Raw genomic sequence first — 20615 nt, forward strand, 5'->3', positions numbered from 1 at the left:
CGATGACGCATGAGGGCGCGCCGCGCGCGCCCAGCCCCCGATGACCGAAGAACGCAAGAGTTTCCTGATCCCCGTGGCGATCGGCGTGGTGGCGCTGCTGTCCTGCGCCGGCATGATCGCCGCGGGCGTGGCCATGCTGCGCCAGTCCAAGGGCGCGACGCCGGCGGACGATCTCGCCAAGCGCATCGCCGCGATCCACGACATGCCCGTCACCGCGCCCGATTGCGGCACCGTGTTCCAGGGCCAGGAGCCGGTCGTGGTCCTCGTGATGGGCCAGTCCAACGCCGCCAATCACGCGGACACGGTGCCCGCGGGCGCCGCGCCCGTCCCGCAGATGCCGGTGCTGCACCTGGGCGGATGCGGCCTGGCCGGCGCGCCGGTGCCCGGCGGCACCGGCACCGGCGGCAGCCTGTGGCCCGCGGTCAACCAGGCGCTGGGCGGCCGCTGGGCGGGTCGCCCCATCGTCTGGGCCGAGATCGCGGTGGAGGCTTCGACCATCGGCGAATGGACCGCGCCGAACAGCCAGCTGCGCACCTACTGGCAACAGCAGATCGACCGCATCAAGGGCACGCCGTGGCCGGTGGTCGCGGTGCTGTGGCAGCAAGGCGAGGCCGACGCGCGGGATCGCACCGCGATGGCCGACTACCGCGACGCGCTGGCCGCTTTGCGTGCCGGCGTGGCCGCGCGCGGCGTCGACGCGCCGTGGTGGATCGCGCGATCGACGTACTGTCCGCCGCACGACGGTGGCCAGGTGCGCGAGGCGGTGCGCGAGCTGCTCGTCATTCCCAACAGCGGTTTCCGCGAAGGCCCGGACACCGACACCATCAGCCTGCCGCTGCGCAACGGCTGCCACTTCACGGCCGAAGGCGCCGCGCGCGCCGCTGCGATGTGGGCCGAGGTGCTGAAGCCGGCCGCGCAGGCCACGCGCTGATTGCCGGCGTGCGGTGAGGGCAGGGGCCTCAGCCCCGGCCGCAGCGCTCGATGCGCGCGGCGTAGCAGCCTCGCTTGGCGAAGTGGACCTGCAGGTACTGCACCGCCGGGTCCGCGAAGAGGCGCTCGATGAGCGCCTCGAGCTCATCGCCCGCCGTGAGGTCCGCGTCGCGCATCATCCCCGCCGCGTCGAAGGCCCGCACCGACAGCATCCGGCCGCGCAACGCGGGCGGCACGGTGTTCACGCGGTCGTAGCGCTCGGCGTCGGCCTCGCGCACGTAGATCGCGTGGGTGCCGCGGTAGGGCGAGTCGACATCCAGGTAGAGGTGGTTGAGCAGCAGCACGGTCTCGCCGGGCTCAGCGTCGTCGAGCGTCACGCGGTCGGGGGCGGAGCGCGGGCTGTCGATGCGCACGCGCCGCGCGCCGACCTCGCGCAGCAGCGCGTCGCTCATGCGGAACATCGGGCGGAAGGGAGCGGGGTCCAGCCCCAGGATGCGGAAGTCCATGTCAGCGCGGCGCCGAGGCCGTCGTGGTGGTTGATGGCCGCACGATAGGGCGGGGCCACGCGGCGGTCGCGCCGTTTCCGGACATGGAATTGCGCCGCGGCCCCTTGCTCTTGGGGTTGGCCCGGGGCGCGGGATCGCGTCATGATCGGCGCTCGCGCGCGAGCGAATCGCCGGAGGTCCGCATGTCCATCGCCTGCCATCCCGAATCGGAGCGTCTGTATGGACGCTGGCAACGCCTGCTGGAGGTGTTGTCGCAGCAACTCGACATGCCCATCGCGATGATCAACCTCGTGGACGGCGGCGACCTCGTGTTCTTCGGCATCCAGGACGCGCAGCAGCGTTTCCCGCGCAACGGCCGGCTGGAACTTGCGGTCAACAGCTACTGCGCCAACGTGATCCGGCGCGGCGAGCACCTGCTGGTGAGCGATGTGCGGCGGCTGCCGGCCATCGGCGACGCCAACCCGACCGCGGCCATGGGGCTGGTGCATTACTACGGCGAGCCCATCCGCGACGCGGGCGGCACAGTGGTGGGCACGGTGTGCGTGATGGACGAGCGACCGCGCGAGACCTCCTCCGCGGTGCGGCAGCTCGTGACGCTGATGCGCGATGCCATCGAGGACGACCTGCGCGCCTGCGCCGAGGCCGAGGCGGTGGAGGCACAGCACGCGGCGCTGCGCAGCTCGGCGCGTCAGCTGCTGGACGCGATGGCGCGCTCGGGCCTGGGCGAGGACAGCGCGCTGCGGGCGCTGGGCTTCAATGCCACGGACCTGGAGAACCACCGGCGGCTGGGATCGTTGTCGGCGTCGATGCCGCGCTCACCCGGCGCGACTTCCCACTCGCCGCCTCGCTAGCCGCTGACCTGGGTGTCGACGGCGTCGCCCGCCGGCTCGATCGTCAGCCACGGCCAGCGGCGCTGGTACGACGCGGCCTTGCGCTCATAGAGCTTGCGGTGCGGCACCAGCGGATTCATCGTGAGCCGGCCGGCATACAGCCCTTCCAGGCCGTAGGGCGCATAGATCTCGCCCGGGCGCACGCCCACGCAGGTGCAGGGCACGAGGAAGCGCTCGATGCCGTCGCGCGCGCTGTGCAGCGGCTGATAGGGCTCGCCGAAGTCCTCCTCGTACCAGAGGTGTACCCGCGCCTGGTTGGCCGCCTCGATGGGGATGCCCAGGTCGCCGAGCACCGCGTCGACGCGAGCCTGGACGCGCTGCTCGGCCTCGCGGCTGAGATCGCCTGGATCGAAGTAGAAGAGGTCGTAGTCCTTGATGTCCGCCGTCGGCGGCCGCCCGTCTCGCAGGTTCCAGACGGTCTGGAACAGGCAGCCCGCGACCAGCCAGCCGTCGGGCAGCGCGAGCTGGTCCCAACGCTCCAGGATCGCGCGGTTGTTGGGGTTGGTCAGCAGGTCCGCGACGAAGCGGTCCTCCAGCGAGGAGGCGTCGCCAGCGGTGATGCCAACGTCGGCGCCCGTGGAGGCGCGGTCGGGGTGGGCGGTGAACATCAGGACCATTCTGTCCGGCGATGGAGAGGGACCCCCGTCATTGGAATCCCTCTCTAGCCAGCGGCGCTCGCGGACGATCCGGCGCGTTCACCGCAAGGCGGTCACTTCGCCGCCGCGCCCTGACCCGTGGTGTGCGGCAGCTTCACCATCTCCGGCACGCTGACCACGACCAGCGCCTGCTCCGGCGCCAGCGACGCGAGCTCGACCTCCACGCCCGGCGACTCGCGCCGAGCGCCCGGTTCACGCGTCAGCGCGGCCCGGCAGGCGGTCTCGTTGGCGCAGACGATCACGCGCAGCCATCGGCCCTCGTGACGCACGCGCACCTCGGCCTGGTCCCAGTGCACCGGCAGGCAGGCCCGCACGCGCAGCCGCCCCTGCTCGATGACCACGCCGCAGATGGACTCCAGCGAGGCCCGCAGCAACCATCCCGCCGAGCCGCTGTACCAGCTCCAGCCGCCGCGTCCGACCCAAGGCGCATGCGAGTAGATGTCGCCCGCCATCACGTAGGGCTCGATCGCGTAGATCGGCCCCAGCCGCGGATCGGCCCAGCGATGCGCGGGGCTCAGCCCCGTGTAGACCTGCCACATCGTGTCGCGCTGCCCCAGCCGCGCGAGCGCCATCAGCGCCCACACCGCGGCGTGGTTGTACTGGCCGCCGTTCTCGCGCACGCCCGGTGCGTAGGACTGGATGTAGCCCGCGCTCGGTTGCGCCACGGCCAGCGGCGGATGCAGCAGCCGCGCCAGCCGGGCCACCGGGTCCAGCAGCTGCGTGCAGGCACTGGCCATCGCCTGTCGCGCGCGCGCTGGATCCGCCGCGCCCGTCAGTACCGCCCAGCTCTGCGCGATCAGGTCGATGCGGCATTCAGCGTTCTGCGCCGATCCCAGCGGCGAGCCGTCGTCGAAGAAGCCCCGCCGATACCACTCGCCGTCCCAGCCCGGCCCGTCCAGCGCCCGCACCCAGCCTTCGCGCGCGCTCTTCCAGCGCAACACGCGCTCATGCTCGCCGCGCGCCGCGGCCACCGGGGAGAAGTCCTCGATCACCTGCGCGAGGAACCACGCCATCCAGACCGATTCGCCGCGCCCCTCGTGCCCGACGCGGTTCATGCCGTCGTTCCAGTCGCCGGTGCCGAACAGCGGCAGGCCATGCGGGCCGCTGTCCAGGCTGCGGTCGATCGCGCGCGCGGCGTGCTCGTAGACCGAGGCGAGCGGGCCGTCGGTGCGCGGGCTCTCGTAGATGTCCTCCGCGCCCTCGGGCACCTGCTGGCCCACGAGGAAAGGAACGTTCTCGTCGAGCAGCGCGAGCTCGCCGGTCCGCGCGAGGTAATGCGCCAGCGCGTAGGGCAGCCAGAGCCGGTCATCGGCGAAATGGGTGCGCACGCCCGCGCCGCCGGGCTCGTGCCACCAGTGCTGCACGTCGCCTTCGGGGAACTGGCGCGCCGCGCTGCGCCGGATCTGGTCGGCGAGCAGCTGCGGCGCGACGTCCGTCAAGGCCATCGCGTCCTGCAACTGGTCGCGGTAACCGAAGGCGCCGCCGGCCTGGTAGAAGCCGGCCCGCGCCCACATGCGGCACACCAGCGTCTGGTAGGGCAGCCAGTGGTTGGTCAGCGCGTCGAAGCGCGGATCGGGCGTGGCGACCTGCAGGCCGCCGAGCAACTCCGGCCATTGCCGGCGCTGCCGCTCGAGCCGCTCCGCCGGATCGACCGCCCAGGCCGCGGCCATCAGCGCGTGGGTGGCCTCGGGCGAGGGACCATGGCCCAGCAGCACGCTCAGCCGCGCCGGTGCGCTGCCGTCGAGCTCGATCTGCGCGCCCAGCGCCGCGCAGGCATCGAGCCCGTCGCCGCTGCGCGGCGTGAGCGCGCGCGGCAGCACCATGTTGCCGGCGGCGTCGAAGAAGGCCCGCCGGTCGCAGGTCCAGTCGCGCGTGTCCACACGCACGCCCGCGCCGGGGCGCAGGCACAGCGCCGCGGTCGCGCCGCCGAAGCCGCCCAGGTGATCGAGCTGTGTGGCCATCAGCACGCGGGCGCGCTCGGGCTGGGGCAGACCCGCGCCGTCCTCGCCGACGGTGAGCCAGTCTTCCCGCGTGGTCACCGACAGCCGCTCGCTGCGCGCGCTGCCGAGCTGCCATTCCGCCAGCGCCACCAGCCGCAGCCGCCGACGCGCGCGGCCGTCCGAGGTGATCGTCACCTGCACCTGCTTGAGGGACGCGTCGCGGTCCACGCACCAGCACAGCTCGACGGTGAGGTCTTCCAGGTGCTGGCGACTGCGCGAATAACCGATGCCGTGCTCCACCATCAGCGGCGCGTCGCTGCGCAGTTGCCGCCCCAGCGGCCAGACACGGTCGTGGTTCAGGTCGTGCAGCAGCAGCCACTCGCCCGGCGGATCCAGCAACGGGTCGTTGGACCAGGGCGTGACCTGATGCATGCGGCTGTTGCCGGCCCAGGTGTAGCCCGCGCCGATCTCGGTGACCTGGCAGCCGAAGTCGCGGTTGGCCAGCACGTTGACCCAGGGCCGCGACGGATGCCGCTGCGGCGAGACCTCGAACGAGAAGCCGCCGTGGTCCGGATCGAAGCGCCCCTCGGGCGGTCGCGCGACCGCCTCGGGCCGCGGGCGCTCGACCAGCGCGTGCGCGACTGGCAGGCGTGGCGTGTCCGGCAGCGCGGCGTGGTCCTCGATCCAGCGCTCGAGCTGCTGCGACAGCCCGCGGCCATCGGCCTGCAGCTTCAGCCGGGTCAGGGTCTGCAGCGTGAAGCGCTCGTCGGGCTGCAGGTCGCTGTCGCGCAGCACATGCAGCGCCGAGCACAGGTGGGACGGGCGTCCCTGCGCCTGTCCCTGCAGCCGCGACTGCAAGGCTGCCAGCGCCTGCTGCACCGGCGCGAGGTAGGAGGGCGGTTCCTCGTTGAGCACCACGAGGTCCACGCCCACCGCGTGCGTGGTCCACATGCGCAGCGCCTTCTTCAGCGCGCGGATCAGGTCCAGGCCTTCCTCGCCGCTGACGGTCACCATCAGGATCGGCCGATCGCCCGAGATGCCGAAGCGCCACAACGCGCGGCGATCGCAGCGCCCGACTGGCGCGCGCGCATGGGCGGGCTCGCGCACCGCCTGGCCGGTGATCAGCGTGTTGAGCTGCAGCAGCGCGCCCCAGGTGACGGTGTCGAACTGCAACTCGCGCAGCCGGATGCCGCCCATCGTGTGGGACATCGACGCCGCGCGCTCCACGTGCGCGGTCTGGCGATACTTGTCGACGAGGGCGCGCAGCAGGTCCGCGTCGCGCGACGCGGCCGTGCAGAAGGTCAGTCGCACCGTGGCGCCGGGCTTGAGGATCAGGCCCACGCGCAGCCCGGCCACGGGATCGAGCCCGGTGTCGAGCAGCCGGCCCGGTTCGCCCTCGGCGGTGACGTCCGCCTCGTCGTCGACGAAACGTGGCATCGCGTCGCCGACTGGCCGCGTCGAGCTGCCGTAGCGGCCCAGCCAATGCGCGCGATCCGCGATGGGCAGGACCTCGCGCACCACGTGAGCGTCGGGCTTGAGCTCGGCGCCGGCCGCTCCGGTCGATCCCGGCGATCCGGTCCCGCCAGCCGCCCCGGCATCGATGCCCGCCAGGAAGAACACCGCGCGCATCGCTGCCTCGTCGAAGAGACGCGGGCGGCGGCGCAGGTGCAGCGCGTGCTCGGACTCGTCCCAGCGCGCCTGGATGAACAGGTTGGAGAACGCGGGATGGGCCTCGTCGCCACGTTGCGGGGCGAGCGTGGCCTCGAAGCACGAGACCACGTCCAGCGACAGCGGCTCGGTGCCCCGGTAGGTGAGCTCGACCTGGCGCAGCTCGCAGTCGTCCTCGGGGCTGACCCACACCGTGGTGCAGCTCTGCAGATCGGGCCAGGTGGCCTCGAAGAGCACCCGCTCGGCCTGCATGCGGGCCTGGTAGCGCGCGCGCGGATCGGGCGTGGGACGCGCGGTGTTGCTGAACCAGTCGGCCTCGCCGGCGCGACGGATCATCGTGAAGCTGCCGTGCTGATCGCGCAGCAGGTCATCGCGCCATCGCGTGATCGCCACGCCGTCCCAGTTGCTGTAGCCCGCGCCATGGCTGCGCAGCACCACCGAGTAGCGCCCGTTGGTCAGCATGTGCGTGAGCGGCAGCGACTCGGTCAGCGGCTCGCTCTCGCGCACCATCCGCGTCTTGCGCACCGCCTGCTTGCGCGGCGTGAGCTCGGCGACGCTCGTGTCCAGCGGCGCCACCTCGCGCGGCGCGCGCTCGTGCAGCAGCGTGGCGACCGCCTTCACATGCGGGTCGCTCATCAGCCAGCGGCGCGGCGCGTCATCGGCCAGCAGCTGCGTCAGCGCGACGAAGCCCATCGCCTGGTGATGCGCCATGTAGGTCTGCACCAGCGTGTGGCCGGCGCCCGCGGTCTGGCGTTGCGGCGTGTAGTCGACGGCCTCGATGAAGCCGAAAACGCCGCGTGCCCCCAGCTGCTCGAAGGCCTGCAGGTTGCTGACCACCTGCACCGGCGCGACGATCGCCGCCATCAGCGTGGCGTAGGGCGCCAGCACGCGCTCGTCCACCGGCATGCGCGCCAGCGCCAGCGTCTGCACGCCCTGAGGCCCGTACTGGTAGGCCAGCGTGTGGTCCTGCCCCGCGATCGCCGATTCCGAGATGCCCCAGGGCGTGCCCTTGCCCTGCGCCTCGCGCTGCTGCTCACGCACGGCAGTGCGGATCGCCCGGCCCAGCGCGCTGGCCGCGGGTTCGCGCAGCACCAGCGAGGGCATGAGGTACTCGAACATCGAGCCCGACCACGACTTCAGCCCCAGGGACTCGCCCGCGCCGTCACGCGCGAAGAAGGGCCGGCCCAGCGAGCGCCAGTGCTCCGGCGGCAGGTCGCCCTTGGCGATCGCGATCAGGCTGGTCAGCCGCGCTTCGCTCGCGAGCAGGTCGTAATGGTTGTCGTCGAGCTGCTGCGCGTCGCCGCGCCAGCCGATGCGCAGCAATCGCCGCTCGCCGTCGTACAGCGGCCGATAGTCCGCGTCCAAGCCCAGGCGGCGCGCGCGACTCGCCAGCTCGCGCAAGCCCAGGCGGGCCTGCTGGAACGCCGCGCCGTGGTCGCGCCAGGCCGAGTCCAGTTGCGCGATCAGGTCGCGCAGCAGCCAGTGCGCCGATGTGGCCGCGTAGCCCTCCACAGCGGCGAGCGCGTCCAGTTCGGCGCGCGCGGCGTCGACCTGCCCGCGCAACACGGCCTGCTGTTCCTCGGCGCCGGCCTGCCGGTTCTCCGGATCCATGAGCGCGGCCACCAGCGCGGCGCCCGCGGCCAGCACGCCGTCGCCCGCCAGCGGCGGCTGCATCACGCGCAGCCGGTGCAGCGTGCGCGTCAACGCGTCGCGTGTCGGCGCGGCGAGCTGCTCGGGCGTGAGCTCCGAAGCCATCTCGCAGGCGCGCGCCACGGCGAGCAGGTGGGCCGAGCAGTTGCCGCTGTCCACTGCCGACACGTACCCCGGCGCCAGCACCACCAGCGACTGCGTGTCGTACCAGTTGTAGAAATGGCCATGCCAGCGCGGCAGCCGCTCGAGCGTGTCCAGCGTCGCGGAGAGCCGCTCGCTCATCGATACCAGGCCGATGAATCCCAGCTCGCGCGCGCAGGCCACCGTGAGCAGGTACATGCCGATGTTGGTCGGCGAGGTGCGATGCGCGACGAGCAGGTGCGGCGTCAGCTGCACGTTGTCCGGGGGCAGGTGGTTGTCTTCATCACCGACGTGCCGGTCGTAGAAGCGCCAGGTGTCGCGCGCGACGCGCCAGAGGTACTCGCGGCCCTGCGGGTCGATCTCGGCCTCACCGCGCATCAGCGGCGCGCGCGGCGCGCTCGCCCACCAGATCCACAGCGGCGACAGCGCCCACACCACGAGCATCACCACCGACGCCGGACCGTCCACCGGCGCGCCGTTGAGCGCGGCCAGCACGAGCACGCCGCCGATGATCAGCGCCGCGATCGGCACGCGCAGGTGCTGGCGGACGAGCGTCGGCAGCTCCTGGCGCGCGGCCGCGGCCGCGGCCGCGGCGGTCGTCCACTCGAGCAGGTGGCGCCGCGACACGGCGAGCCGCCACACCGCGCGGCCGATCGCGTCGAGGTAGAGCATCGACAGGTGCAGCAGCAGCGCGACATGCCAGGCCGCCAGGCCGAGCGCGCGCCACAGGTCGTGACCGGTCTCGCGATAGAAGTGGCGGCGTGCCAGGCCGTCGCGGCTGGGCACCAGCCCGGCCAGCGCCCCGACCAGCGGTCCGATCGCGAAGGCGCTCGCCACCACGGCGAGCGTCAGGCCGAAGGGCAGCACCTCGGTGGCCAGCACGAGCAGCATCAGCGCGAGCGCCATCGGCGCGACCAGCGAGCGGCGCAGGTTGTCGATCAGCTTCCAGCGGTTGATCGGCGCGATGCCCTCGCGGCGCGCGTGCGCGATGAAGGGCAGCAACTGCCAGTCGCCGCGCGTCCAGCGATGCAGCCGGCCGTGCGCGACGTCGGCGTGCATGGGCGAGTCCTCGACCAGCGTGATGTCGGACACGCCGGCACAACGCGCGAGGCTGCCTTCCAGCAGGTCGTGGCTGAGCACGCGGCCCTCGGGCAGACGCGCGTCAAGCACTGCATGACAGGCGCGCACGTCCAGCAGGCCCTTGCCGGTGAAGCTGCCTTCGCCGAACAGGTCCTGGAAGATCTCGGAGCTGACGGCGCTGTAGGGGTCGATGCCGAACTGGCCGACGAAGAGCCGGTGATACGGCGTGCTCGCCTTGTCGTCGGGCATCGGCGAGAGCACGCGCGGTTGCAGGATCGCGTAACCCTCGACGACCCGGCGCGTCGCGGCGTCCACGCGCGGCCGGTTCATCGGATGCGCGGCGGTGCCGACCAGCGCGCGCAGCCGTCCGGGCGGCATGTCGGTGTCGGCGTCCAGCGTGATCAGGTGGCGCACGCCCGCGGCGGGCCGTGACAGCGCGCCCAGGTCGACGAAGGGCGAGGTCCCCGCCGGCGCGACCAGCAGCCGCAACAGCAGCTCGAGCTTGCCGCGCTTGCGTTCCCAGCCGATCCAGCGGCGCTCGGTGGCGGACCATTCGCGGCCGCGATGCAGCAGCAGGAAACGCGGCTGGCCATCGGCCAGCGGGCCGTGGCGCTCGTTGAGCGCCGCGATCGCGTCGGCGGCGGTGACCACGATCATCGTGTCGCCGCTGTGGTGTTCCTCGTAGGCATCGGCGTGATCGCTGAGCAGCGCGAACTGCACGAGCCGCTCGGGATTGGCCAGGTGATGCTGCTCCAGCTGCGCCGCGAGCGGCGCGACGCTGTCCTCGCGCGGCAGCAGCACTGGCATGACCACCAGCGTGCGCTCCGCATCGGGGATGCCGCCGCTGAAGTCCAGCCGCGGCAGCCGCGCCGGACGGGCGAGCTCGCTGATCCAGCGGTTGGCCAGGGCGACGACCGCCTCGCCGATCGGTCCGGCCGCGAGCAGCGCCGTGGCCACCAGCAACCCGATCGACACGCCGGGCCGCGCCTGGCTCATCAGCCAGTACAGACCGAGCAGGCCGAGCAGCGCCAGGCCCGACAGATACGCCACGGCAGCCCAGCGCTGGCCGGGCGCGGTGTCATGCGGCGGCCAGCGGCCCTCGTGCAGCCCCAGCGCGGCGAGCAGCGTGGGGCGGCCCGCGCCGCGCCACCAGTAGATCGGCGCGCTGCGGCGATCGGGGTCGCCGTCCTCGGGCTCGCCGGCGCGCTGCGTCAGCGCGAGCAGCTGCTGCGCGATCTCGAGCTCCGTGCGGCCGCTGCGGCGCGCCAGCCGCTCGATCTCATGCAGCGTCAGGTCTTGCGTGTCCGTGGCCTCCGCGGCGAAGACAGGGCATTGGCCCAGCGTCTGCATCACCGGGCTCACGGTCTGGATGAGCCGGCGCCAGTCGGTCTGGTCGATGCGGCGCAGCGCGGTGATGGCGTTGCGGATGCTCTGCAGGTCCTTGATGGACTCGTCCTGTTGACGCGCGAGCGCCCGCGCCGGGGCGGGCAGCCGCGTGCTCAGCCAGGCGGCGAGTTCGCCCATCAGCGGCGCGGGCAGCTCCTCCATGCGGTGGTCGAGCTGCAGCCAGAAGGCCTCGGCCACGCCGCGTTCGAGCATGCGCGGCTCCAGCCGCGTGATCGCGCCGATGCCGGTCTGCTGCGGATGGCCGTCGTACCAGTGGTGCACGACATCGCGCGCCGCCTGCAGCGTGGCGAATCGCTCGGCCAGGCGGCGCAGGTTCTCGACGAGCACCACGCGCAAGGTGGTCGGCAGCGCCCAGAGCTCGGCCAGCGACAGCGGGCGTTCCTGCTGGTAGGCGCGCAGGTAGGCGGTGAGCAGCTCGATGTCGAAGCCGCCATCGGTGTGGGCCACCCAGGCCCAGGCGATGCCGTAGATGCGGGGCAGGCCGGCCAGCGGCTCGTCACGCAGCCGCGGCAGCAGCCGGAAGAAGTTGCGCGGCAGGCCGCGCCGGACCTGGTGCGTCTGCTCGTCGATCAGCGCGGCGTTGTCCAGCAGCCATTTGCCGGCGGCGCCGAGGTGGCGGAAGTCGCGATAGCGTTTCTCGATGAGGCGCCGGGACTGGCGCAGCATCGCCACGTTCTCGTCCAGGCGCGGGAAGAACTGTCCCGCACCGGCGGTGCCCTGGACGGCTTGCGCCTGCGCGAGGCTGCGTCCGTGCTGCTCGAAGCGGGCCAGGCCGAAGAGCACCGAGCGCACCGGCGGCTCGATGGCGCCCAGCGACGGGTTGAGCAGCGCAAGTTCTTCCGCAATTTCCGGGGGGGCGTCACCTCCCTCGTCGGGGGGGCGCGCCGAAGCGGACGCCGGGGGGCCCTCCAAGGAGGGATCGGGCGTCGCGGCGGGGGGGCGATCAGCGTCGTTCGTGGGCCGGTTGCCGGTCATAGCCAGTGGGCGAACAGGCCCAGGGTGAGGGCGCTCAGGGCGGCGGTGGTGGCCAGGCGGGGGAGCACGAGGCCATGGAGGCGCTCGGCGAGGACGGCCAGGCCGAACCATCGGCCGCGGGCGCGGGCGCACTGCGCCAGGTGGCGCTGCAGCGCGGCGTCATGCGGGAACGGGGGATGGGCGGCGCCGGCGAGGCCGGTCAGGGTCGGAAGCGCGGTGAGCGGACCGGTCGAGGCGATCGGTGCCAAAGGGGCGATCGCGTGGAGCGGGCCGACTGGGCGGGTCATGGTGGAGTCCCCTCTTGCAAGTTGTTGATGCGGTCTGAAACCGGACGTATCAACTTGGCAAGCCCCATGCCTGCGCAGGCAGGGGAAAGGCCCCCCAGAAGGGCGAGGGGCCCCACGGGGCCCCAGCAAAGGTGTTACAGGAGCAGGGGCGTCACTGGATGACGCCGCAGGCCACGCGAGCGCCGCCGCCGCCCAGCGGGGCGGGGTGGTCGGCGTGGTTGTCGCCGCCGGCGTGGATCATCAGCGCGTGGCCCTTGACGTCGGCCAGCTTCAGGCGCGGCGCGAGCACGGGCTGGGTGGCCTCGCCTTCGCCGTTGACGAACAGCGGCGGGAGGTCACCGAGGTGGCCGTCGCCCCAGGGTTCGCCGTGCTTGCCGGATTTCTTGGGGTCGAAGTGGCCGCCGGCGGCCTCGGCGGGGGAGGGCTTGCCGTCCTTGTCGGCGGCGGCGCAGGACGGATTGGCGTGCACGTGGAAGCCGTGCAGGCCCGGGGGCAGGCCGGTCAGCTTGGGGGTGAAGACGAGACCGTACTTCGTGTCCTCCATCGTCACCGTGCCGATGGGGCCGCCTTCCCCCTGCGGGGTGGCCACCTTCAGGGTGACGGAGGCTTCAGCGGCGAACACGGCGGTCGCGGGCAGGGCGGCCAGCAGCGCGGCGGCGAGCAAGGGGCGAAGGGTCATGCGAGTCTCCGGAATGGGGGAGGAGCGAGGCGGCAAGCGGCGTGCCGCAGGCGCCGGAAAGACCCATCGTCGCGGAATCCTCGTTCGGAGGTCGACAAGACCGCGTTGGCAACGCGGGTCAGGCAGCTCTTTGGCGAAGGTATTCCGCAGCAGCGTGCGAGTTGGGGTACCGAAGCGGCGTCACGCCGCGCAGGGAAGACTCGCGCGTGATGAAGTCCCAAGTCTCGATCAGCGCTTCTCGTTGGCGCTTCGGATGGCTGTCTCCGGGACTCTCGACGCCGACGATCAACTCAGCGTCGTGGAAGGCCAGCGCGTTCTCTCGGCGCAGAACTTCCAGGTCGAAGAGCTTGAGCTTGAGCGCTCGCTGGTCGGTGTTCAGGCTCTTGCCCACGCGCAGCACGCCGAACTGGGCGACATAGCCGCCGCGAACGAATCCGATGCGAAGCCGCTTGGCGCTGAGTATCGGCACCTGGACATTGAAGGCGTCCGCGAGGTTGGCGGAGTTACTACCCGCCAGGGTGTGCTCGCGCACTTGCTCCGTCCATTCGTCGAAGGCCAGTTGCGCGTCGGTGTCGCCCGCGTTGTTCTCCGCGCCGAACGGCGATTGAGAGAACGCGGTCCCGAGACGCATCGCGATGTCGAATACCTCGTCTGAGTCTCTGGCCACGCAATCGCGGACGGTGCCGAATCGGAAGCCTCCGAACGCAAAGTCCAGTTCCTCAACGCGAGTGAATGCGTTCAGTTGGCGCTGGAGATCCTGCACGGTCTGCTCGATGATGAACGTCATGCCTTTGCCGCCGCTGCCAAAGAGCGACCGCAGTACCTCGGGGGAAATGGCCTGCCGGACAGCGGCTTGGCCGCTGGCTGCGCGCATCAGGACGGCGACGCAGAGCTGCTCGCTGGATCCGGGAACCGTTTCCAGGAAGATTGGCCACCAGACGGCCTCGAAGCTAGGCAATTGATGCGCTGTCATTGCTGGGGTCTCGCATGTCGAAGGCGCGCTGTTCAGGAATGACGCGGGCGCTGAGGAGTGAGCCGAGGTGATCGAGCCGGGCAGCGAGGAACTCTAGCACTGCGGCATAGGTGCTATCACCCCGCTCGATGTCTCGCATCTCGGGAGGCACACCATGGATCTGGGCGACCGTCAGCGACCTCGCCAACTGATGCAAGCGCCCCAGGAACTCGGCTCGCTCTGATCGGGTTTGGAGCGTGATGTCCAACTGTCCGGCTAACCAGTTCGTGACGGCTTCGTCGGGACGGATATGAGCCTCCAACGCGCCTTCATGGTCGATCAACCACACGGACTGCTGAGCATCAAAGACGATGTCACCAGGTCCTCGCACGGCATTGGCAATCCATTCGTCGAGCACGCAGACGCCCTCGGTTGCCTTTGCCTTGCGGAGCAGATCCAGCATCAGCGACAGATTGCGGACCGGATACGCGAGTGAAGTGGGTCCGACTTGCTGGCAGCCAAAGGCCAGCATCGTCGGCCCACGAGCGCGTCCGACATGGTGCGGCGCGACAGAGGCGATGAACGGGTCAGGGCAGGGAAGCCCGAGGCAATGGCCGACCTGTGCGGCGACCAGCTCGGCGACCAGTTGCCGCACGGTCAAACCGGGCTTCACGTAGAGCATCACCGTGTCGGCGCCGCTGTAAGCCGGGCAAAGCCAGACCTCGTTGCGAGAGCCGTTGATGCGCACGCCGGCGCTGTGAATCGAGGCCGTTCGAATCTCGCGTAGCGATGAACGACGCAGTGGAATGATCTGTGCGGTGGAGTGCCTCATTCGAACCCCGAGCGACACGCGTCGCAGGCAAGAGGTCGAACGGTATCAGTCGCCTTGGCGGGCGCACATCATCAAAAGTGGGGGACCTGATCGCATGGGAAGGTCAGATCCACCGACGATCTGCGAAAGGGTGGTGCAGGTGCTCAGCGCGACACGATCAACCGCAGCCCCAGCGCGACGAAGACGGCGCCGGCGATGCGGTCGAGCCAGAGTCCGGCGCGCGGCTTGCGCTGCAGCCATTGCCCGATCGCGCCGGCGAAGTAGCCGAGCAGGCCGAACAGCACCGCCGCCTGCGCGGTGAAGACGAGCCCAAGCAATGCGGTCTGCCCGGCCACATGCCCTTGCGCCGGCACGACGAACTGCGGCAGGAAGGACAGGAAGAACAGCACGACCTTCGGATTGATCGCGTTCGCGAAGACGCCCTTGAAGAACAGGCGCGCGAGCGAGTCCTCGACCTGCGACGCATCCGCCACGCTTGCGCCACCGCGGCTGCGCAGCGCCTTCCAGCCCAGCCAGATCAGATAGAGCCCGCCCGCCACCCTCAGCGTGGTGAAGGCCACCGGAGAGGCCGCGATCAGCGCGCTCACGCCGATCGCCGCCAGCACCGTGTGGCTCAGGCAGCCCAGCGCGCAGCCCAGCCCGAAGGCCATGCCGTGCCGGCGTCCCTTGGACACCCCCATGCCCAGCACCATCAGGTTGTCTGGCCCCGGCGACGCCGTGATCAGCATCGCGGCCAGCAGGAATCCGAAGACTTGTTCGTAGGTCAGCATGGGGGCGGATGATAGGCCCGCCGCCACCGCTGCTGGTTCTACTCGCTGATCGTCTTGGTCGTCAGCGCCGGGTCCTTCGCGATCTCCGCCTCCGAGAACGGCATCCGCTGCCACTGCCCCGCGCTGTAGGCGCGCGTGTAGTCGCTGTAATGCGCGGACGCCGGATCGTCGGAGAGCGAGAAGGTCAGGAAGGTGTAGGCCTCGACCCCGTCGCTGGGGAAGCGCACGACCTGCATGTAGCTGTTGGCGCTGGTCGCCGTGTCCAGGTTGTAGCCGCCCTGATCGATGCGCGTCGGGGAACACGCGATCGTGAAGTAGCCCTGCGCGCCGCAGCCTCCGAACATCGGGATCTTGTCCGCGCCGCGCGGCGCGAACAGGGTCTCGCCACGCGTGGCCGTGAGCGCGAAGCCGCTGGCCTGCACGCGCAGGATGGCCGCCCCGAAGGCCTGCCGCAGCGTCGACACCGCGGCGGGATTCAGATCGCGCGGCGTGCGGAGGGGATCCGCCGCGCTGAACGGCACCGCATACAGCGAGGTCTCCGGCAATCGCAAGGCGCGTGTCCAGAACTCGTCCCACACATGCGCGCCGCGAGACCCCACCAGCGCCTTGTTGTCCCAGGCCTGCAGCGCCGCGCACGCCTCGGTCGGATCGACGTTGCGCGGCGGGTTGAAAGTCTCTCCGGTGGCCGTGTCGCCGGTGACGCTGATCGCCGCGGGCGGCGCGCACAACATCGTCAGGGCCTGGTCCTTCACCAATTCGGCCGACAGCGCCCGGTTGTTCAGCACCATCGCGCGGACCGTGTCGCTCGTCGCCTTGTTGCCCGCGTAGCCGTCGGTGCCTGCCAGCCGCCCCTGCGCGAGCAGATGCGCCAGGCGGGTGCGCAGGCTGATGGCGGTGGTGCCCGCGGGGCCCATCAGGTCGGGGAATCCGGTCAGCGGCGCGGCCGGGTTGCTCAGCCAATAGCTGTCGTTGCTGTTGAGCACGTAGTCGTCGCGCAGCAGGCTGGGCATGCGCGAGGTCCCGATGGCGCCCGGCTGCTTGGAGTCCGCGTCGGTCAGCCAGTCGCAGCTGCTCTTCGAGCCGTCCAGCACCGGCGTGCGCGGCAGCGCGGCGCTGAGCGCCGTCGTCAGCGGCGTGGCGCAGCTGGTCATCTGCGCGGGCGAGACGTTGGGCACCGCGCCGATGTCGGCATACCAGGCCTGGCTGCCGCCTCGCGCGACGGCCACCGTGTTGACCCAGGGGATCGACGATTCCTCGCGCTGGATGGTCGCGAACTCGTCGAGCGTCTTGGCCTGGCTCCAGCGCAGCCACACGCGGAACACGCGAAAGTTGTCCGCGTTGATGTCCCGGATCGCGAAGGCGGTGTTCGTCGTCCAGCCCAGCGCCGGATTGAGCGCGCCCAGGTTCACGATCGGCCCGTACTGCGATTCATACAGCGTGCGCGTCACGTTGGCCACGGTGCCGTCGCCTTGCTTGACGGCCACGGTCAGCGCCCGCGCCGTCATCTTCACCGGCGCGCCGTCACGCACGTAGCTGGTCGGATCGCCGGGCACGAGCGTCAACTGGAACAGCCCATAACGGCGCGCGGCCGAGACGGTGTGACTCCAGGCGACGTCGTTCGTGTAGCCGATCTGGATCACCGGCACCCCCAGGAAGGAGGTGCCGGCGACGTTGAGCTCGCCCGGAATGGTGAACTGCGCCTGATAGAAGCGATCGGGGCCGCGCCAGTACCAGTGCGGATTGCCGAAGAGCAGCGGGCTGCTGTCGCCGGTGGCCGCGGTGCCGAAGCCGATCATGTTGCTGCCGACGCCCTCATGGCCACCGACCTCGACGTGGGGCAGGCGATCGGTGGCGATGGCCAGCGACGTCGCCTTCATCGGACGCGCGCGTCGGGACGTCGACGTCGACGTCGCGGACGCCATCGTCGGTGTCGCCGCGGCCGGCGCGGTGGCGTTGGCGATCTGGGCCAGGTAGTTGCTGTAGCCCGCCGCGAAGTGGGCGGCGTACATGCGGCGGAAGATGTCCGTGTCGGTGAGCGGCTTGACCCAGTCCTCGCCCCGGCAGGCCGTGTGGGCGGTGGACTCCGCGCCGGCCTTGATCTCGCGCACGTAGCGGTTGTAGCCCGCCGCGTAACCGGCCACGACCTGCTTGAGCCGGTCCGGCTGCGCGGCGATCAGGCGCTGCATCACGTCGTCGTTCAGGACATGACGGTGATAGAAGTCGGCATCGAGGTTGCGTGGCTGACCGATCGTGCCCTGGAAGGGGATCACCGCGTCCGCGCCGAAGTAGCGGGAGCGCTCGCCGCGGAAGGTCAGCATCGAGTTGGCGATGGTGCACAGGTCGTCCTGCGCCTGGGCATAGCCGTAGCCGTAACCCACGCCGCTCCAGTTGGCGGCCTTGATGTGCGGCACGCCCATGGCGGTGCGCCGGATCTCGGCGGAATAGGTGGAGGCGGGCGGCGCCGGCCCGTCGTCATCGTCGTTGTCGCTCCAGCAGGCGCTCAGCAAGGCGGTGGCGCCAAGGGTCAGCGTGAGCAGCGGCATCACGCCGCGCCAGACGGAATGTGTCATCTTGTCTCCCTGTTTTCTGTCGACGGCCCGATGCACCGGGCAGGGGGCAAGCGTAGCGGCGTCTCGCCACGGGTCGGCTGCGGCGAGGCGAGGTCGACCCAGACAGGGGACAAGGTGGGCGGCTAGCGTTCAGCTTCCGTCAGCCACGACGCGATGTTGCGCATGTACTGCTTGGTGGATCGCAAGGCGTCGGCGCTGTCCAACATGCCCGTTCCCGGTGTCTCGCTGACGAATGACGGCGATCCCATCCGGGGATCCCAGTTGAAGTCGCAGAAGTGGTGGAAGGTGGATTCGGCCAGCACGCGCCCGGATCGGCCGTTGCGCTCCATCACCGACGCGATGTTGAACCGGTTCCCGGACACCCGGCTGACTCCCGCCAGGATGGTCTGCGCGCCATCTGGCAAGGCGACGACGCCCTCATGCGGGTGGGCCGGGAGGTAGCGCACCAGCCCCGTAGGGGAGTCGGGGTCCCGCAGCAATGGGTGGGCGGGATCGATCACCTGGACGTCCTGGAAGTCGCCATTCGCGCCCGAGTGGTAGTTGGGCCAGAGGATCGTCGTCGTGTAGGGATCGTCGCGGCAGCGGCGTGCCTCGTCGGGTTCCTTGTTGCGCGAGTGGAAGTGATGCGCCAGACCGAGCCGGCCCGCCAGCTCGCACAACGACGAGCCCAGGTCCATGTGGTCGCGCGTCAGCATCAGGCCGCCGCCGCGTTCGTGGAATCGCCCGATGCCCTCGCAATCCTCGGGCGTCAGGCCGTTGCCGATATCCACCGCGAAGAGCCACATCTGGTCGAAGGCCGTGGTGTCCAGGTGCTGGAGCACCTCGTCGGGCCCCGGGCCCGGCAGGCGGTCGCGCGCCGTGACCTCGAAGAGCGCGCGCCCGTCGCCGTCCCGGCACGACGACAGGAAGGCCTTGAGCAGGCTGAATCGGGCGATCGACCAATCATCGGGATCGCTGGCGATCGTGGTCTGGAGCAGGATCTTGATCATGGACTGAGCACTTTCGAAGAAGGGTTGAGCGGTCCGAAGCGGCGGCGACTCCAGCGCCCCACGGGCCGCTCGATCAGGTAATGGCAGACGGCGGCCATCACCAGCGAGAACGTCAGGCTGGCACCGAGCAGGACCCAGGGCGAGTGGCTGCGGCCGAGCGCGCTGATCGCAGCGAAGTGCCAGAGGAAGAGGCCATAGGACAGCCGGCCCAGCCAGGCCAATGGAGGCGACGACAGCCAGGTCCCGGTCGGATGCGCGGCCGCGTGGCTCACGAGGACGAACGCCGCCAGCTCCGCCGCGGTGACACGCCAGGTGGCCCCGGGGAATTGCCAGTGGAACGGCAGCGAAGGCATGACCAGGTTGATCAGCAGGGATGCACACGCCACCAGCACCAGCCATCGGGGCATCACGGTCGGCCGCAAGGCGGCGATCGCCCCGAGCACGATGCCGGTGACGCGTGTGTCGAAGCGAAAGTACGCCTGGCCCCATCCCCACTGCCAGGCGACCGCGTAGCGCCAGGCGGTCACGGCGACGAAGGCGCCGAGCAGCCAGAGCATGGGCCGTCTGGCGCGCAGCAGCGCGGGCAATAGCAGTGGCCAGAGCAAGTAGAACTTCTCCTCGACGCCTAGCGACCAGGTCACGCCCAGCGTCGGCGGCAGCACGTTGAAGGCGATGGCGTAGTCCATCACGTAGGTCAGCGTGAGCCCCGCCATCAGCCAGCGCGGCTCGTTGGGGAACAGCCAGGGGGCGAGCAACAGATAGGCCAGCACCAGCGCCAGCAGCGGCGGATAGAGCCGCATCAGGCGTCGCATGTAGAAGCGCCCGACGGCAATGCCGCCATGGCGGATCTCCGCGGCGAGCAAGGCCGTGATCAGGTAACCCGATAGGACGAAGAACAGGTCGACGCCCAGATGTCCGCCGCCGAAGCCCGGGACGAAGCAGTGGAAGGCGATGACGACCAGGATGGACAGCGCGCGCAGTCCGTCGAGGGCCGGGTTGTAGGGAAGACTCGAGGGGGTCATGGTCCGGGAATCATAGGGAGAGGCCTTCTTCCGCGAAGAGCGCGGCCCGGACGCCGGGGTCCAGGTACATGCGGCGAGCGAAGGCGGTGAGATGGCGAAGGCCGTCCAGCGCGATGTCGGCGCTGACGGCCCAGCGGAACATGACGAACAGGTAGGGGTCCGCGATCGAGCGCACGCCGGTCAGCCAGTCGCGGCCGGCCAGTTGGCGGTCCAGCCGCTCGAGGTAGCCGCGCACACGGCGCGTCGTGGGGCTGATGCGCTGGGCCGCATGCGGATCGTCGTCCTCGAGCCTCTTGAGCGCGAAGATCGATTTGAAGGCCGCATGCAGGTCGGAGTTCATGAAGGCCAGCCAACGCAAGGTCTCGGCACGATCACGCGGTATCTCGCCCATCAGTCCGACTTCGGGAAAACACTCGGCCAGGTAGAACAGCACCGCGACGCTCTCCGTCAGCAGGAAGCCGCCGTCGCGCAGCAGCGGCACCGTGGCACCAGGATTCAACGCGAGGTGCTCGGGCGAGCGCAGCGCGTTGTGCGTCATGCCCAGGGCCTCGTAGGGCGCCGCGGCCCACTCCAGCGCGATGTGGGCCGCCAGCGAGCATGCGCCGGGCAGGTAATACAGCTGCATCATCGATCGGTCCTCTCCTCGACCCGGGAACGGGGGCGAATGCTAG

Annotated in this window: 14 protein-coding genes; 2 read left to right on the top strand and 12 right to left on the bottom strand. The window is 70.7% G+C overall.

Features of this window, described 5'->3' with window-relative positions; translation table 11 throughout:
• The first annotated feature begins 40 nt into the window (after positions 1-40).
• The gene (locus ACNI65_RS07940; RefSeq protein ID WP_416762247.1) at positions 41-931 is read left to right on the top strand and encodes a sialate O-acetylesterase; all 891 of its coding nucleotides are present in this window, start codon (positions 41-43) and stop codon (positions 929-931) included.
• A 28-nt stretch (positions 932-959) separates the two neighbouring features.
• On the opposite strand, the gene ACNI65_RS07945 is transcribed toward ACNI65_RS07940, so the two are convergent.
• Complete coding sequence (locus ACNI65_RS07945; RefSeq protein ID WP_416762248.1) at positions 960-1436, bottom strand: DUF1203 domain-containing protein; 477 nt, start codon at positions 1434-1436, stop codon at positions 960-962.
• A gap of 182 nt (positions 1437-1618) precedes the next feature.
• On the opposite strand from ACNI65_RS07945, the gene ACNI65_RS07950 reads away from it, so the two are divergent.
• Complete coding sequence (locus ACNI65_RS07950; protein WP_416762250.1) at positions 1619-2287, top strand: GAF domain-containing protein; 669 nt, start codon at positions 1619-1621, stop codon at positions 2285-2287.
• Here the strand turns inward: ACNI65_RS07950 and ACNI65_RS07955 are convergent.
• The 11 genes from ACNI65_RS07955 to ACNI65_RS08005 all read right to left on the bottom strand — a co-directional run bounded on the left by ACNI65_RS07955 (position 2284) and on the right by ACNI65_RS08005 (position 20572).
• Complete coding sequence (locus tag ACNI65_RS07955) at positions 2284-2934, bottom strand: nucleotidyltransferase family protein (RefSeq protein ID WP_416762252.1); 651 nt, start codon at positions 2932-2934, stop codon at positions 2284-2286. The genes ACNI65_RS07950 and ACNI65_RS07955 overlap by 4 nt on opposite strands.
• A gap of 101 nt (positions 2935-3035) precedes the next feature.
• A complete protein-coding gene (locus ACNI65_RS07960) occupies positions 3036-11660 on the bottom strand; it encodes a GH36-type glycosyl hydrolase domain-containing protein (protein WP_416762253.1) in 8625 nt (2874 codons plus the stop codon).
• Positions 11661-11839: 179 nt separating this feature from the next.
• On the bottom strand, positions 11840-12130 hold the full coding sequence (locus tag ACNI65_RS07965) for a hypothetical protein (RefSeq protein ID WP_416762254.1): 291 nt from the start codon (positions 12128-12130) through the stop codon (positions 11840-11842).
• Between the two features lie 151 nt (positions 12131-12281).
• Positions 12282-12809 (bottom strand): superoxide dismutase [Cu-Zn] SodC, encoded by a 528-nt coding sequence (gene sodC / locus ACNI65_RS07970; protein ID WP_416762256.1) that lies wholly within the window; start codon positions 12807-12809, stop codon positions 12282-12284.
• A gap of 118 nt (positions 12810-12927) precedes the next feature.
• Positions 12928-13782, bottom strand: a complete 855-nt coding sequence (locus tag ACNI65_RS07975) for a hypothetical protein (protein ID WP_416762257.1) — start codon at positions 13780-13782, stop codon at positions 12928-12930.
• Positions 13760-14593, bottom strand: a complete 834-nt coding sequence (locus ACNI65_RS07980; RefSeq protein WP_416762258.1) for a HipA family kinase — start codon at positions 14591-14593, stop codon at positions 13760-13762. The genes ACNI65_RS07975 and ACNI65_RS07980 overlap by 23 nt, the downstream gene beginning before the upstream one ends.
• 143 nt (positions 14594-14736) lie before the next feature.
• Positions 14737-15363, bottom strand: a complete 627-nt coding sequence (locus ACNI65_RS07985; protein ID WP_416762259.1) for a LysE family translocator — start codon at positions 15361-15363, stop codon at positions 14737-14739.
• 38 nt (positions 15364-15401) lie between these two features.
• Positions 15402-17933: a penicillin acylase family protein gene (locus ACNI65_RS07990; RefSeq protein WP_416762260.1), complete on the bottom strand. Its 2532-nt coding sequence runs from the start codon at positions 17931-17933 to the stop codon at positions 15402-15404.
• A 122-nt stretch (positions 17934-18055) separates the two neighbouring features.
• Positions 18056-18922 carry a hypothetical protein gene (locus tag ACNI65_RS07995; RefSeq protein ID WP_416762261.1) on the bottom strand — a complete coding sequence of 289 codons (867 nt, stop codon included), beginning with the start codon at positions 18920-18922 and terminating at the stop codon, positions 18056-18058.
• Complete coding sequence (locus ACNI65_RS08000; protein WP_416762263.1) at positions 18919-19944, bottom strand: acyltransferase family protein; 1026 nt, start codon at positions 19942-19944, stop codon at positions 18919-18921. The genes ACNI65_RS07995 and ACNI65_RS08000 overlap by 4 nt, the downstream gene beginning before the upstream one ends.
• Before the next feature lie 10 nt (positions 19945-19954).
• Positions 19955-20572 (bottom strand): glutathione S-transferase family protein, encoded by a 618-nt coding sequence (locus ACNI65_RS08005; RefSeq protein WP_416762264.1) that lies wholly within the window; start codon positions 20570-20572, stop codon positions 19955-19957.
• Positions 20573-20615: the final 43 nt, after the last annotated feature.

This window comes from Roseateles sp. So40a (genome assembly GCF_048081605.1).
Taxonomy (GTDB): domain Bacteria; phylum Pseudomonadota; class Gammaproteobacteria; order Burkholderiales; family Burkholderiaceae_C; genus Roseateles.

Bases quoted from the DNA above. Each gene is read 5' to 3' on its own strand.
- sodC (WP_416762256.1), bottom strand. From the start codon at position 12,809: ATGACCCTTCGCCCCTTGCTCGCCGCCGCGCTGCTGGCCGCCCTGCCC.
- ACNI65_RS07985 (WP_416762259.1), bottom strand. From the start codon at position 15,363: ATGCTGACCTACGAACAAGTCTTCGGATTCCTGCTGGCCGCGATGCTG.
- ACNI65_RS07975 (WP_416762257.1), bottom strand. From the start codon at position 13,782: ATGACAGCGCATCAATTGCCTAGCTTCGAGGCCGTCTGGTGGCCAATC.
- ACNI65_RS07990 (WP_416762260.1), bottom strand. From the start codon at position 17,933: ATGACACATTCCGTCTGGCGCGGCGTGATGCCGCTGCTCACGCTGACC.
- ACNI65_RS07965 (WP_416762254.1), bottom strand. From the start codon at position 12,130: ATGACCCGCCCAGTCGGCCCGCTCCACGCGATCGCCCCTTTGGCACCG.
- ACNI65_RS07955 (WP_416762252.1), bottom strand. From the start codon at position 2,934: ATGTTCACCGCCCACCCCGACCGCGCCTCCACGGGCGCCGACGTTGGC.
- ACNI65_RS07950 (WP_416762250.1), top strand. From the start codon at position 1,619: ATGTCCATCGCCTGCCATCCCGAATCGGAGCGTCTGTATGGACGCTGG.
- ACNI65_RS08000 (WP_416762263.1), bottom strand. From the start codon at position 19,944: ATGACCCCCTCGAGTCTTCCCTACAACCCGGCCCTCGACGGACTGCGC.
- ACNI65_RS08005 (WP_416762264.1), bottom strand. From the start codon at position 20,572: ATGATGCAGCTGTATTACCTGCCCGGCGCATGCTCGCTGGCGGCCCAC.
- ACNI65_RS07980 (WP_416762258.1), bottom strand. From the start codon at position 14,593: ATGAGGCACTCCACCGCACAGATCATTCCACTGCGTCGTTCATCGCTA.
- ACNI65_RS07940 (WP_416762247.1), top strand. From the start codon at position 41: ATGACCGAAGAACGCAAGAGTTTCCTGATCCCCGTGGCGATCGGCGTG.
- ACNI65_RS07945 (WP_416762248.1), bottom strand. From the start codon at position 1,436: ATGGACTTCCGCATCCTGGGGCTGGACCCCGCTCCCTTCCGCCCGATG.
- ACNI65_RS07995 (WP_416762261.1), bottom strand. From the start codon at position 18,922: ATGATCAAGATCCTGCTCCAGACCACGATCGCCAGCGATCCCGATGAT.